The 14,537-nt window shown below is 65.9% G+C and carries 10 protein-coding genes and 1 riboswitch; of the genes, 6 read left to right on the forward strand and 4 right to left on the reverse strand.

Features of this window, described 5'->3' with window-relative positions; genetic code table 11:
• Positions 1-56 precede the first annotated feature (56 nt).
• From B215_RS0105210 to B215_RS0105220, 3 genes are all read left to right on the forward strand, one after another.
• On the forward strand, positions 57-2,336 hold the full coding sequence (locus tag B215_RS0105210) for a TonB-dependent receptor (protein WP_082664511.1): 2,280 nt from the start codon (positions 57-59) through the stop codon (positions 2,334-2,336).
• Positions 2,337-2,399: 63 nt separating this feature from the next.
• Positions 2,400-3,710: an alpha/beta hydrolase family protein gene (locus B215_RS0105215; RefSeq protein ID WP_019368577.1), complete on the forward strand. Its 1,311-nt coding sequence runs from the start codon at positions 2,400-2,402 to the stop codon at positions 3,708-3,710.
• A gap of 82 nt (positions 3,711-3,792) precedes the next feature.
• Positions 3,793-5,688, forward strand: a complete 1,896-nt coding sequence (locus B215_RS0105220) for a glycoside hydrolase family 2 protein (RefSeq protein ID WP_152997936.1) — start codon at positions 3,793-3,795, stop codon at positions 5,686-5,688.
• A gap of 37 nt (positions 5,689-5,725) precedes the next feature.
• Here B215_RS0105220 and B215_RS0105225 read toward each other — a convergent pair whose 3' ends face one another.
• Together B215_RS0105225 and B215_RS0105230 are read right to left on the reverse strand one after the other, a co-directional pair.
• Positions 5,726-7,111, reverse strand: coding sequence for an L-serine ammonia-lyase (locus B215_RS0105225; RefSeq protein ID WP_026008967.1), 1,386 nt, complete (start codon positions 7,109-7,111; stop codon positions 5,726-5,728).
• Positions 7,112-7,213: 102 nt separating this feature from the next.
• Positions 7,214-7,303, reverse strand: a riboswitch (glycine riboswitch).
• 28 nt (positions 7,304-7,331) lie between these two features.
• A complete protein-coding gene (locus B215_RS0105230) occupies positions 7,332-8,012 on the reverse strand; it encodes an HAD hydrolase-like protein (protein WP_019368580.1) in 681 nt (226 codons plus the stop codon).
• A 67-nt stretch (positions 8,013-8,079) separates the two neighbouring features.
• Between B215_RS0105230 and glmU the strand changes: the two genes are divergently transcribed.
• From glmU to glmS, 3 genes are all read left to right on the forward strand, one after another.
• Positions 8,080-9,447 (forward strand): bifunctional UDP-N-acetylglucosamine diphosphorylase/glucosamine-1-phosphate N-acetyltransferase GlmU, encoded by a 1,368-nt coding sequence (gene glmU / locus B215_RS0105235; protein WP_019368581.1) that lies wholly within the window; start codon positions 8,080-8,082, stop codon positions 9,445-9,447.
• Positions 9,444-9,755 (forward strand): hypothetical protein, encoded by a 312-nt coding sequence (locus tag B215_RS0105240; protein ID WP_019368582.1) that lies wholly within the window; start codon positions 9,444-9,446, stop codon positions 9,753-9,755. The genes glmU and B215_RS0105240 overlap by 4 nt, the downstream gene beginning before the upstream one ends.
• 174 nt (positions 9,756-9,929) lie before the next feature.
• Positions 9,930-11,753, forward strand: a complete 1,824-nt coding sequence (gene glmS / locus B215_RS0105245; RefSeq protein ID WP_019368583.1) for a glutamine--fructose-6-phosphate transaminase (isomerizing) — start codon at positions 9,930-9,932, stop codon at positions 11,751-11,753.
• Here the strand turns inward: glmS and cueR are convergent.
• A complete protein-coding gene (gene cueR / locus B215_RS0105250; protein WP_026008968.1) occupies positions 11,740-12,144 on the reverse strand; it encodes a Cu(I)-responsive transcriptional regulator in 405 nt (134 codons plus the stop codon). The two genes, glmS and cueR, sit on opposite strands and share 14 nt — an antisense overlap.
• Entirely contained in the window at positions 12,141-14,471 is a 2,331-nt protein-coding gene (locus B215_RS0105255; protein WP_083844709.1) for a heavy metal translocating P-type ATPase, read from the reverse strand. Before B215_RS0105255 ends, cueR begins: the two co-directional genes overlap by 4 nt.
• Between the last annotated feature and the right edge of the window lie 66 nt (positions 14,472-14,537).

Consider the following 14,537-nt stretch of genomic DNA (forward strand, 5'->3'; position numbering starts at 1 on the left):
GAGTGACGATCCTAAAACTAAAGGGCGGGACCTACTCGCGGGCAAAGGGGAGTATTATGAAGGCACTACATCTGAGCGCATGTCATTTTGCAATCGTCGCGTCGTTGACCGCGGGGGCGGCACAGGCACAGACCAGCGACGTGGCGGCAACCACTGCCGCGACGGGTGTCGCGACGGTGCAGGCGGCCGCCAAGCCGGCGCAGGATGACGTCGAAATCATCGTCACCACCACGGCACAGAAGCGTTTCGAAAACATTCAGAACGTTCCGCTCGCGGTGCAGGTGGTCACGCCCGCCCTGCTGGAAGCGCAGGGTGTTCGCAATTTCCAGGATCTGGGCAAGGTCGCGCCGTCGCTGACCATCCGACCGGCCGAGCATCCGGTGAATGCCAACGTCTCGCTGCGCGGGGTGGGCACCTTCGCGTTCGGCATCGGCGTCGAATCAAGCGTGGCCGTGACGGTCGACGGCGCTGCGCTGGCGTTCCAGGCGCGGGCGTTCACCGATCTGCCCGACGTGGCCCAGATCGAAGTGCTGCGCGGTCCGCAGAGCACCCTGTACGGCAAGGCGGCGTCGGCCGGTCTGATCAAGATCATGACCACGCAGCCCACCAACGACTTCCATGTCAAGGCGAACACGACCGTCACCGACGACAATGAATATGGCGGCAATTTCAGCGTCAGCGGTCCGATCAACGACAAGCTGGGCTATGTCTTCTCGGCCAGCTATTCGAACTGGGACGGCAATGTCCGCAATCTGTTCAATGGGCAGAACGTCAATGGCCGCGAAACGCTGAACACTCGCGGCAAGCTGCGTTGGAAGGCGGATCCCGACGTCGTCTTCACGCTTTCGGCCAATTATCTGAACGGCAACACCACGGTCGGCCGTCCGTTCGTCCGCATGGCGCCGGGCGCGCTGTTGCGCAATACGGCAGGCCAGACCAGCAACGTCACCATGCCGGGTGTGACGATCAGCCCGATGAACCAGACCGTGAGCAACGATTATCCGTCGCGCACCAAATATTGGGGTTATGGCGGGCTGCTTCGAACCGACATCAATATCGGCAAGCTGCAGGTGCTGGGTCTGACCAGCTATGATCGCTTCCGCCTGGACGACTATTTGGACCACGACGATACGTCGTCGGCCACCATCAAGAACCTCCAGATCGGTGCGTTCAAGTCCAAGCTGTTCACGCAGGAAATCCGTCTGCTCTCGCCGGGCACCGATGCCTTCCGCTACGCGCTCGGCCTGTACTACGCCAACACCCAGTTCCAGCGTCCGTTCAAGCGCGGTCCGGTTTACTCGCTTGCTGATTGGTATGCGACCGCGGGCTCGCGCCAGGTTGCCGCATTCGGCCAGATTGACTGGGAATTCGTTCCGAAACTGACTGCCACGGTCGGCGGTCGCATTCAGAACGAGCGCGTGGAATATACCTTCCGCGACAATATTCCGAAGACCAACTATGCCGGCCACGCCAGCGACACCGCCACGACCTATCGCCTGGGCATGAATTATCAGGTGACACCGGACGTGATGGCGTTCGGCAGCTACTCGACGGGGTATAAGGGCCAGACCTACGATCTGACCACGGGCTTCAACCAGAACCGCGCAGCGGCAGGCCCGATCCGTCCTGAGCTTTCGAAGGACAAGGAACTCGGCATTCGTACCCAGTTCTTCGATCGCCGGATGACGTTCAACGTAACCTATTTCGATACGAACTACACCGATCTGCAGGCGCAGACGATCGAAACGCTTGCGGACGGAACGAGCAACTTCCGTTTGACCAACGTGGGCGGGCTGAACACCAAGGGCCTGGAATTCGAGACTGCGGCCCGGATCACGCGGTATCTGAGCCTGAATGCCTCAGCGACCTATCTGGATGCGACCTATACCTCGTTCCCGGCGGCACAATGCTATCCGTTGCAAACTGCGGCGCTGGGTTGCGTGGGTTCGCCGGCAAGCCAGAACCTGACCGGCACCCGTGCCGTGCAGGCACCGGAGTGGAAGACGTCGGCAGGCATCGATTTCACGCCGCCCATCAACGACAAGTTGAGCGGCGTCGCGCAGATGAGCTGGCAGTATCAGTCGAGCGTCTATTATGCGGCGCGCGATCCGCAACAGTTCCAGCCGGCGTTCAGCATCTTCAATCTCGCCTTGGGCGTGCGCGAGCACAACCGGCGTTGGGAAGCGACCGTGTTCGTCAGCAACCTGTTCGACAAGCAATATTATCCGTCGCTTGTGAACTCTGCTGGTAACTGGGGCAACCAGATCGCGACGCAGGCGATCCTGCCACGCGATTTCCGCCGATTTGGTGGGATCCGTTTCAGCGTGAACTACTGATCTGAACGAGACCGAGGCGGGAACGATGTTCCCGCCTCTTTCGCCTTTGGGGATCGGCGAAGTATGAAGATGATGGGGATCGGCGCTGCCGCATTGGCGGCGCTTTTGGTCGGGCCCGGCCCGATCGGGGCGCAGCAGGCACCGGCAACGCCGCCGGTGGATGCGCCCGAACTGGCGGCGCTTGGCGCGTATCCGGTGGGTGTGGCGGACCTGGAGTTTGTGCAGCCCGGGCAAGCCGATGCGCTGCAAGGCGCGAACGAACCCGCCATTGTCGACCGCCACATTTTGTTGAAACTCTGGTATCCCGCGACTGCCGCCGGGCCTGGCACGCGCTATCGCACCGCGCTGCCGGGCGAGCATGGCACCGACGTCGCCTTCGAGGTGCCCGGGATCGCCACGCCGCAGGCGGCGGTCGCGAAGGGGCGCTTCCCCCTCGTCATCCTGGCGCACGGCTATAGCAACACGCCCGAAGTGCTTTCCTGGCTGGGCGAGAACCTTGCCAGCAAGGGGTATGTCGTCGTCGCGCCCGCCTTCCGCGATCCTTCTATCACCATCCGCACCGCTGCTGCTGCTGCTGGCCCGCTTTCGCGCCGTCCGCTCGACATCGCCTTCGTTGCTGCCGAAGCGCAGCGCCGCGCGCGTGCCGGCACGGGCCTGTTCGCCGCTGCCGACGCGGCGCGCACGGCGCTGATCGGCTATTCGATGGGCGGTTATGGCGTACTCACCGCCGCGGGTGCGCCGCTGGACCCCGGCCTTGCGGGCGCGACGCGCGGCGTGCTGGCGCCCTTCGTCGCGGGCGCGCCCAGGGCGGCCCAACTCAAGGTCACGGATCTGAAGGCCGTAGTGGCGATAGCGCCGCCCAACAATTTGCGAGGCGTGCGCCTGTGGGCGCCGCCCGGTGTCGCCGAAGTGCGCGCGCCCACCTTGTTCATCGTCGGCAGTCAGGACCATGTTGTCGGCTATGATCCCGGCGTGCGGACGCTGTTCGATCAGGCGGTGCACGCGCCGCGCTACCTGCTCACATTCCGCGAGGCCGGCCACAGCATCGCCCTGATCGGCGCGCCGCCTACACTGCGCAACAGCTTCTGGGATGTGGACTGGTTCGAGGATGCCGTGTGGCGCAAGGATCGGCTGATGGCGATCCAGGCGCATTTCATCACCGCCTTTCTCGACCGCTACGTGAAGGACGATCGCGCCCGGGCGACCTATCTCGACGGGTTGGTTCCCAATTCCAACGACGGCCGCTGGCCGGACGCGCCCGGTGGCCGCTATGCCGGCTATAGCCCCGGTGCGCCGCAGGCGACGTTGTGGAAGGGATTTCAGCCGAACAAGGCCTCGGGAATGTCGATGGAATTCAAGCCGATCGGCCCCTAGACCCATCGGCACGCAGGCAATTGCAGGTTATTCGGAAAGCGGGCATGGCCGCAGCGGCGATGCCCGAACAAGGGGAATGGATATGCGCTGGCTTCACTCGATCGGATGGCTCACCATGGCATCGCTGGGGCTTGCCGCCCCGGTGCTCGCGCAGGAAACCGGCAGCGATCTGCCCCAGGCGACGGCGGCCACCGGCCCGCTCCTGGTCTCTGCGGACATGCGGGCGGGCACGGACCTTTCCGGCCCCTGGCATTATTCGATCGACCCCTATCGCTCCGGCATCGCCGGCTTCCACGGCAGCGCCCCCGATCGTGGCCAGCAGCGCCACCGCGAGATCGACGCCCGTGCCGAAATGGCGGGGGACAACCGGGTGCTGTACGAGTTCGATCTCGCCAACTCGCCCGTCACCACATTGCCGTCCTCCTGGCTGACCCAGTCGCCGGCGATGCGCCATTATCAGGGCCTGGTATGGTATCAGCGCCAGTTCCAGGTTCCGGCCAAGCGGCAGGGTCGCCAGTTCCTGCGCTTCGGCGCCGCCAACTACACCACCTATGTGTTCGTCAACGGCAAGCCGGTCGGCAAGCACGAGGGTGGGTTCACGCCCTTCGCCTTCGAAGTGACCAAGCTGCTGCGCGACGGCAGCAACCAGATCACCATCGGCGTGGATTCGCAGGCGACCGAAACCACCGTGCCGCCGCCGGTGACCGACTGGGAGAATTATGGCGGCATCACACGCCCGGTGCGACTGATCTCCACGCCCGACACCTATGTCGACGATGCCTGGGTGCGGATGACCCGCGACGGCAAGATCGCCGTCGACGCGCATCTCGACGGCCCCCGCGCCGCCAACCAGACGCTGCGGCTGCGGATCAACAGCCTGGGCGTGGAACTGGCGGGCAAGACCGACGCGAAGGGCGATTGGCGCGCCACGCTGGCCGCGCCGCGCGCACTGCAGCGCTGGTCGCCGGAAAGTCCCAGGCTGTACGACGTGACCATCACCGCCGGCGCCGACGAATGGCGCGACCGGATCGGCTTTCGCACGATCGAAACGCGCGGATCCCAGATCCTGCTCAACGGCAAGCCCGTCTATCTGCGCGGCATCTCGATGCACGAGGAGGAACTGGGCACCGATCCCACCCGGGCGATGAGCCCCGCGGCCGCACGCGCGCTGCTGAGTGAGATCAAGGACGGACTGCACGGCAACTTTGTGCGCCTGGCCCATTATCCCCATGCCGATGTTACCCTGCGGGTGGCGGACGAACTGGGCCTGATCGTGTGGAGCGAAGTGCCGGTCTATTGGCTCGTTGCATGGTCGAATCCCGGCACGCTGGCCACCGCGCGCAACATGATCGCGGAGAACGTGCTGCGCGATCGCAACCGCGCCTCGATCGGCATCTGGAGCGTCGCCAACGAAACGCCGGTCACCGATGCGCGCAACAGTTTCCTGCGCACGCTGATCGCCGATGTGCGGAAAATGGACGACACCCGGCTGGTAAGCGCGGCCCTGCTCGTCGAGCGCGATCGCAGCGCAGCCAAGCCGGTGATGACGCTCGCAGATCCGCTCGCGGACTCGCTCGATGTGCTGTCGATCAACACCTATAACGGCTGGTACACCGGCGACCGGCTGAACGACCTGCCATCCAGCGTGTGGAACGTGCCGGCAGACAAGCCGCTGCTCTTCTCCGAATTCGGGGCGGATGCGAAGGCGGGCTTTAGCGATCCGGTCCACCAGCAGAAATTCTCCGAGGAATTCCAGACCGAATTCTACCGCAACACGCTGGCCATGGCCGCGCGGATCCCGACGCTGCAGGGCATGTCGCCCTGGATCCTGAAGGATTTCCGCTCGCCACGCCGCCAGCACCCGGATTTCCAGCAAGGCTGGAACCGCAAGGGGCTGATCTCGGAAACGGGCCAGCGCAAACCCGCCTTCGACGTGCTGGCGCGCTTCTACACCGAAAAGGCCGCCGCGCAGAAGTGAACGGCAATCGGCGCCGGATCGATCCGGCGCCGCAGCCTCAACACTCCACCACGTTCACCGCCAGGCCGCCGAGGCTCGTCTCCTTGTATTTGGAGCGCATGTCGAGGCCGGTCTGGCGCATCGTTTCGATCACGGCGTCGAGCGATACCTTGTGCGTCCCGTCGCCGTGCAGCGCCAGCATCGCCGCGTTGATCGCCTTCACTGCGCCCATGGTGTTGCGCTCGATGCAGGGAATCTGCACCAGCCCGCCGATCGGATCGCAAGTCAGCCCCAGATTGTGCTCCATGCCGATCTCGGCGGCATTTTCGATTTGCGCGTTGCTGCCGCCCAGCGCCGCAGCAAGCCCCGCCGCGGCCATCGAGCAGGCGACGCCCACTTCGCCCTGGCACCCCATCTCGGCGGCCGAGATCGAGGCCTGGCGCTTGTAGAGGATGCCGATCGCCGCCGCGGTGAGCAGCAGGCGGCGGCTGCCCGCCTCGGTCGCGTTGCCGACGAAGCATTCGTAATAGCGCAGCACCGCCGGGATCACCCCCGCCGCGCCATTGGTAGGCGCGGTGACGACGCGGCCGCCGGCGGCATTCTCCTCGTTCACCGCCAACGCCCACAGGCTCACCCATTCGAGCACCGAGGCGGGCTCGACGCGGGGGCCGCGCGCCATCAGCTTCTGGTGCAGTTTCCGCGCGCGGCGGGGTACTTCCAGCCCGCCGGGCAGGATGCCGTCCTGCACCATGCCGCGATCCATGCACGCGTTCATCGCCGCATGGATACCGTCGACAAAGGCGAGCGTCGCGGCATCATCGCGCCAGCCGCGCTCGTTGGCGAGCATCAGCCCGGCGATGTCGAGGCCGAGCTCATCGCAGCGCTGCAGCATCTCGCGGGCGCTGGCGAAGGGGTGGTTGGTGCCGGCGGAGAGCCCGGCCGCGTCTTCTTCGCCCTCACGCCGGATCGCGCCGCCGCCGACCGAATAATAGGTCCGCTCCAGCACTGCGCCGTCGACCAGCGTCGCGCGCAGCTTCATGCCGTTGGGGTGGCCGGGGAGGAACTGGCGCTTGCGGAACTTGATGTCGGCGTCCGGGTCGAATCCCACCGACGCGGTGCCGCCCAGCAGGATGCGACGCTCGGCGACGATCGTCGCCAGCATCGGCTCCACCGCATCCGGATCGACGCCGTCGGGCCGCTCGCCCGCGAGGCCCAGGATCACCGCGCGATCGGTCGCATGGCCCCGCCCGGTCAGCGCCAGCGAGCCGAACAGCTCGCAGCACAGCTTGGTGACGCTGCGTCCATCCGCAACCACCCAGGCGGCGAAGTCGCGCGCGGCGCGCATCGGCCCCACGGTATGCGAGCTCGACGGCCCGATGCCGATGGTGAACACGTCGGTGATGCTGATCGGCCCTGCATTCGGCCCGACGCCTTTGGTCGCCACGGAACCCGTCTCCTGAAACACTCGGTTGCGGGCCCCTTCTGTCCGTTTGCCTGAGATCGCTATCCCGTCGGCGGGCGCGCGCGGCGCCACTCTCCAGAATGTGGTGGCCGGAAGGTCCTTTTGCCTGAGAGTTTCCGGGGCGGTTGCTCCTTCGGCGATCCGGTTTCCCGGATTCTCTCCCTTTCCGACAGCTTGTGTTTCGCCGTGGGGGCGCTGGCTGTCAAACCCTGATTGGCCGAAGTGCCTCGAGCGCCTGGAGGAGCTCGGCATAGGAATCGATCACCGCTTCGGCGTTGAGCGTCGCGACCGGCACTGCCGAGAAGCCGAAGCTGCACGCGATCACCGGCAGGCCGGCGGCCTGTGCCGATTGCACATCGTAGATCGAATCACCCACGAATGCAGCCGGCCCCCCGCAGCGGCGCAGCATCTCCAGCATCGGCGCAGGCGAAGGTTTTGCGGTGCCGGGGCCTAGCGTATCGCCGCCGATCACGCAGGCGAAGCGGGGGAGAAGCCCGGTCGCCTTCAGCAGCGGCAGGGTAAGCGCCTCCGGCTTGTTGGTGACCACCGCCAGCGCGACGCCGCGCGTCCCCAGCGTGTCGAGCGCCGCGATCATGCCCGGATAGGGGTGGCTATGATTGGCGATATGCGCGGCGTAGGCGTCGACGAAGTGCTGGTGGAGGCGCTCTACCGTGCCTCTCTCGCCGCCGCCGGTCGCCCGCACCGCCTGCTCCAGCAGCACCCGCGCACCGCGGCCCACCATCCCCAGCACCTTCGCCATCGGCAGGGCGGGGCGGCCATCGGCTACCAGCACCCGGTTGAGCGCGGCAGCGATGTCGCCACTGGTGTCTAGCAGCGTTCCGTCGAGATCAAAGCCGATGGTGGCGAAGGGAAAAGCGGCCATGGCCCGGCCATGGCACCGCCATGCTGGAAAAGGCAACCGATGCGTGGCAGGTGCCATGGCCCCGCTAATGGAGACTGGCCACGTGACTGCACCCATCGCCGCGATCATCCTCGCCGCCGGCAAGGGCACGCGGATGAAATCCGACATGCACAAGGTGCTCCACCCGATCGCCGGGCGGCCGATGCTGCTCCACCTGATCGACAGCGTGAAGGCGCTGGGCGCCGCGCGTGAGGTGGTGGTGGTCGGCGCGGGTCGGGAGCAGGTGGAAGCGGCCGTTACGCCGCTGGGGGCCGAGACGGCGCACCAGGCCGAACAACTCGGTACCGGCCATGCGGTGCTCCAGGCGAAGGAGGCACTGGCCGGCTTCTCGGGCGACGTGCTGATCCTCTACGGCGACGTGCCTCTGGTCACCACCGCGACGATGCGGCGCATGGTCGAGCGGTTGCATGAGGACGACGCGCCCGCGGTGGTAGTGCTCGGCTTCCGCCCGGCGGATCCCGGGGCCTATGGCCGGCTGATCGTCGAGGGCGGCGATCGTCTGTCGAAGATCGTCGAGTTTAAGGATGCTTCGCCGGAGGAACGCGCCGTCACGCTGTGCAATTCGGGGCTTATGGCGGTGCGCGGCGCGGACCTGTTCGCGCTGCTCGCGCGCGTGACCAGCGACAATGCAGCGGGCGAATATTACCTCACCGACATCGTCGAGCTGGCGAATGGCGACGGACGGGTCGCGGCGGTGATCGAAACCGATGCTACCGAAGTCACCGGCGTCAACAGCCGCGGCGAGCTGGCGGCGCTGGAGGCCGAGTGGCAGCGGGCCCGCCGCGCCCGCGCGATGGTCGAAGGCGCGACTCTGATCGCGCCGGAGACAGTGTGGTTCGCCCATGACACCCAGATAGGCCGTGACGTGACGATCGAGCCCAACGTCGTGTTCGGCCCCGGCGTCACCGTGGCGGACGGCGTGGTGCTGCGCGCGTTCAGCCATATCGAGGGCGCGGTCATTGCGAGCGGCGCCACCGTGGGCCCGTTCGCGCGCCTGCGGCCCGGCGCAGTGCTGGAGGCTAATGCCCATGTCGGAAATTTCGTCGAGCTGAAGAACGCGGTGCTCGGCAAGGGCGCCAAAGCCAACCACCTCACCTATTTGGGCGATGCCAGCGTAGGTGCCGGCGCAAACATAGGTGCGGGCACGATCACCTGCAATTACAATGGCTTTCTCAAGCAGAAGACGGTAATCGGGGCAGGGGCGTTCATCGGATCGAACAGCGCGCTGGTGGCCCCGGTGGCAATCGGTGAGGGCGCCATCATCGGCGCCGGATCGGTCATTACCCGCGATGTGGAGGCCGATGCGCTGGCCGTCACTCGGCCGGAGACATTGAAGAAACAGGGCTGGGCCACGACCTTCCGTGCAACCATGAAGGCACGAAAGGCCGCAAAATGAGCGATCGATACACTGGCAAGCCGTTCCTCAAGCTGCTCGACTGCTATGTGCTCGACGCGATCGGCCATCTGCCGCCGTCCACCGATGCGGAACTGATGTCGCTCGAGCCGCAGCTGCACCAGGTCTTCGAAGCCGAAGGCCCGTGGCGCGGCATCGTCGAGAACCGGATGGGCTTTCAAGACGGCATGCAGGGCGCGATTCTGGAAGTGTGGGAAAAGGGCCGCGAGAAATTCGTCGAGTCCCAGGGGCGCGAGCCCGACCCTGGCGAATTCACGCGAATTTTCATCGACACCAATTTCCCGCATTAACGCAGGCGGTGCGGCGCTTGGGTGGGGCTGTGTGGCCGGGAGGATAGAAGAGTTCTGAAATCTTCCCCCAAATGCTTTTCCGGGCAGGACGTGCTGACTGGAGCAACTCTCCGCGGCCCCCCGCTGGCGGCGGCCCCGTACCCGCGCTAGGGCAGGGGAAGGAGGGCGGATGCCATGTGCGGAATCGTTGGAATCGTGGGCAAGGAAGACGTCGCAGAGCGTCTGTTCGAAGGCCTCAAGCGGCTGGAATATCGCGGCTATGATTCGGCCGGCATCGCGACGGACGTAGACGGGCGGATCGAGCGTCGCCGCGCTTCGGGCAAGCTGGTCAATCTCGGCAAGGAACTCGCCGCCAACCCGCTGCCCGGCACCACCGGAATCGCCCACACCCGCTGGGCGACGCATGGCGGGCCGACCACCAACAACGCCCACCCGCACGCCACCGGGGAAGTGGCGCTGGTCCACAACGGCATCATCGAGAATTTCAAGGCGCTGCGCGAGGAACTGACCGCGCGCGGCCGCACCTTCACCAGCGAGACCGACACTGAAGTTGTCGCGCATCTGGTCAGCGAGAAGGTTGAGGCCGGCCTTGCCCCGACCGATGCGGTGCGCGAGGTGCTGCCGCGCCTCCATGGTGCCTTCGCGCTCGCCATCCTGTTCCGCCAACATCCGGATCTGCTGATCGGCGCGCGGCTCGGCTCGCCTTTGGTCGTCGGCTATGGCGAGGGCGAGACCTATCTCGGCTCGGACGCGCTGGCGCTGGCACCGCTCACCCAGCGCATCGCCTATCTGGAGGAGGGCGACTGGGTCGTCATCACCAAGGAAGGTGCGGCGATCTTCGACAAGGACAACAACCCCGTCGAGCGGCCGATCACCATCTCCGGCGTCACCGGCGAGCTGATCTCCAAGGGCAACCATCGGCACTATATGCTGAAGGAGATTTACGAGCAGCCGATCGTCGTGGCGCAGACGCTGCGCTCCTACCTCCAGCGCATGGAGGAAAAGATCACGCTGCCGATCCCGGAGTTCGATCTCTCAGCGATCAAGCGCGTCACCATCGTCGCCTGCGGCACCAGCTATTATGCCGGCATGGTGGCGAAATACTGGTTCGAGCAGTTCGCCCGTGTGCCCGTGGACATCGATGTCGCCTCCGAGTTTCGCTACCGCGCTCCGGTGATGGAAGAGGGCGGGCTGATGATCGTGATCAGCCAGTCGGGCGAGACGGCGGATACGCTGGCCGCGCTCCGTCATGCCCGCAGCGAGGGGCAGACGATCGCCGCGGTGGTCAACGTGCCGACCAGCACCATGGCGCGCGAGGCGGACCTGCTGCTGCCCACCCATGCCGGGCCGGAGATCGGCGTCGCATCGACCAAGGCGTTCAGCTGCCAGCTGGCGGTGCTGGCGGCGCTGGCGGCCAATCTGGCCAAGGCCAAGGGTCGGCTGTCCGAGGCCGAGGAGCGCCGCGTCGTCCGGCATCTGGCCGAAGCCCCGGCCTCGCTCAATGCCGCGCTTGCCTATGACGAATCGATCCAGGCGATGGCCGGGGTGATCGCTGCGGCGCGCGACGTGCTGTATCTGGGGCGCGGCACCGATTACCCGCTGGCGTTGGAAGGCGCGCTCAAGCTGAAGGAGATCAGCTATATCCACGCCGAAGGCTATGCCGCCGGCGAGATGAAGCACGGGCCCATCGCACTGATCGACGATGCCGTGCCGGTGATCGTCATCGCGCCCTCGGGCCCGTTGTTCGATAAGACCGTCAGCAACATGCAGGAAGTCCAGGCACGCGGCGGAAAGGTGGTGCTGATTTCGGATTATGACGGCATCCAGGCAGCCGGTGACGGGGCCATCGCAACCATCACCATGCCCAAAGTCCACCCCCTGATCGCACCCCTAGTCTATGCGGTGCCGGTGCAACTGCTCGCCTACCATGTGGCAGTTGCGAAGGGCACCGATGTGGATCAGCCGCGCAACCTGGCCAAATCCGTCACGGTGGAGTGACCGGGCTGCTGGCGAGCCGGTCGATGATCGGGCAGTCGGGCCTATCATCGCCGTGGCAGCGGGCCGCCAGATCGAGCAGGGTGGCACGCATCTCCTCCAGCGCCTTGGCTTTTCGGCCGAGTTCTTCGGCGCGAGCCTGGGCGAGTGCCTTCACGTCTGCGCTCGACCGGCCCCGATCCTGCCAAAGGCTGAGCAGCGCGCGAATGTCGTCGATCGGGAAGCCGAGATCGCGTGCATGCGCGACGAAGCGTAGTCGGGCCACGTCTGTATCGGCATAGTCGCGATAGCCGCTGTCCCGTCGCGCAGGCTCCGGGATCAATCCGATCTTCTCGTAATGGCGGATCATTCGCTGCGAGACTCCGCTCGCGCTGGATGCCTGACCGATGTTCAAAGTTTGACTCCGTTCAATCGCAGCGCGTTCGAGACAACTGCGAAGGAGGAAAGCGCCATCGCAGCGCCGGCGAGCATCGGCGATAGCAGAATCCCCGCCACGGGGTACAGCCCACCCGCCGCGACCGGCACGCCAATGCCGTTGAAGCAGAACGAGAACCACAGATTCTGCCGCACGTTGCGCATCGTCGCATGGGAAAGGCGGCGGGCACGGACCAGCGCGGCGAGGTCGCCTGCGGTAAGCGTGATGCCGGCGCTTTCGATTGCGACATCCGTGCCCGTCCCCATGGCGATGCCGACATCTGCCGCCGCCAATGCGGGGGCGTCGTTGATTCCATCTCCGGCCATGGCGACGACTGCGCCCTGCCGCCTGAGGTCACCGACGGCGCGTGCCTTTTCTTCCGGGGTGCATTCGGCCTGAACGCTGTCGATTCCGCCGAGTTGTGCGGCCACCGCCTCGGCGGTCGTGCGGCTGTCGCCGGTGAGCATCACGATGCGCAGACCTTCGCGGTGCAGATCGGCGAGCGCCGTGCGGGCCGACTCCTTTATCGGATCGGCAACGGCGAGAACGCCGGCGAGGCTGCCATCGACGGCGACCAGCATCGCGCCGGCGCCGGTGCGGCGATGGGCCTGTGCCAGATCCTGGAGCGGCGTTGGATCGGCACCGACGGCGCGCATCATCGCAGCATTGCCGATCGCGATGTTGCGCCCGCCCACCATTGCGCGGACGCCCGCGCCAGTGGTGGAGACGAAATCCGCTGCTTCGGATAGCACCAGCCCCCGTTCCTCGCCTGCACCAACAATTGCGTGGGCGAGCGGATGTTCGGAATGACGCTCGACCGCAGCGGCAAGGGCGAGCAACTCGTCCTCCGCGAAGGCGGCGGTCGCTTGGATCGCCACCAATTTCGGCTTACCTTCAGTCAGCGTACCGGTCTTGTCGATGACCAGTGTATCGACCTTTTCCAGCGCCTGTAGTGCCTCGGCGTGTTTCACCAGCACGCCGGCATGGGCGCCTCGCCCGGTGCCAACCATGATCGACATCGGCGTGGCGAGGCCGAGCGCGCATGGGCATGCGATGATCAGCACGGCGATGGCGTTGAGCAGCGCGTGGCCGAAGCGCGGCTCCGGACCTGCAAGGTTCCAGGCGAGGAATGTCATTGCGGCGACGATCACCACCAGCGGCACGAACCAGTTGGAGACGCGGTCAGCCACTGCCTGGATCGGCGCGCGGCTGCGCTGTGCCTCTGCGACCATCTTCACGATGCGGGCGAGTACGGTATCCGCGCCCACTGCCGCCGCACGGATCACCAGTGTGCCGGTGGTGTTCACTGTTCCGCCGGTGACCTTCGCGCCCGCCCGCTTCGGAACCGGCGCGGGTTCACCGGTGAGCATGGATTCGTCGATCGCCGACCGACCTTCCAACACCTCGCCGTCGACCGGTACCGTCTCGCCCGGACGCAGACGCAGACGATCGCCCGTGGAGACTTCCGCGAGATCGACCTGCGTCTCCTGCCCCTGGTCGTCAATACGGTGCGCAGTTTTAGGCGCGAGGTGCAGAAGTGCACGGATGGCGCGGCCGGTCGCGGCGCGTGCGCGCAGTTCCAGCACCTGTCCAAGCAGGACCAGGGTGATGACGACGCTCGCAGCTTCGTAGTAGACTGGAATGCTGCCGTGCATTCGGAAGGCGGGCGGGAACAGCCCGGGGGCGACCGTCGCGACGAGGCTGTAGAGGAAGGCGGCCGCTACGCCGAGCGACACCAGCGTGAACATGTTCAGATGGCCGGTACGCAGCGATGCGAGCCCTCGCTGGAAGAAGGGCAACCCGGCCCAAAGGACTACCGGCGCGGCCAGCGCCAGTTGCACCCATGCGTTCCACGACGTCGGCACCAGGTGCAGTCCCAACATTTCCGCGCCCATCGATAGCATCAGCAACGGGGCGGACAGGATTGCCGCCACCCAGCTTCGCCGGGTGAAATCGACCAGTTCGGGATTTGGCGCATCTTCCAGGCTCGGCGCCTCCGGCTCCAGCGCCATGCCGCATATCGGGCAGGTGCCCGCGCCTTCCTGGCGTATTTCCGGGTGCATCGGGCACGTCCAGATCGCACCTGGGACTGCCTGGGGCTGCCGGCGCGATACGTCGCCCAGCCAGGACTGTGGATCCGCCAAGAAACGCGAGCGGCAGCGGGCACCGCAGAAATGATAGTCGGCGCCGTCATGGCGAATGTGGTGCGGTGTGGTGGCTGAATCGACCATCATGCCGCAAACAGGATCTCGCGCGGTTCCGCTCCTGCCGCCGCAGCAGCCCTGATGCTTGTGCTCGCTCGCCATTACAATCCTCCAGCGGCAGCGGATATGCAGGCTGACATCATGTCAGGGTCAAGGGCGAAAAGGCAG

Source organism: Sphingomonas sp. ATCC 31555, assembly GCF_000282895.1.
GTDB lineage: Bacteria > Pseudomonadota > Alphaproteobacteria > Sphingomonadales > Sphingomonadaceae > Sphingomonas.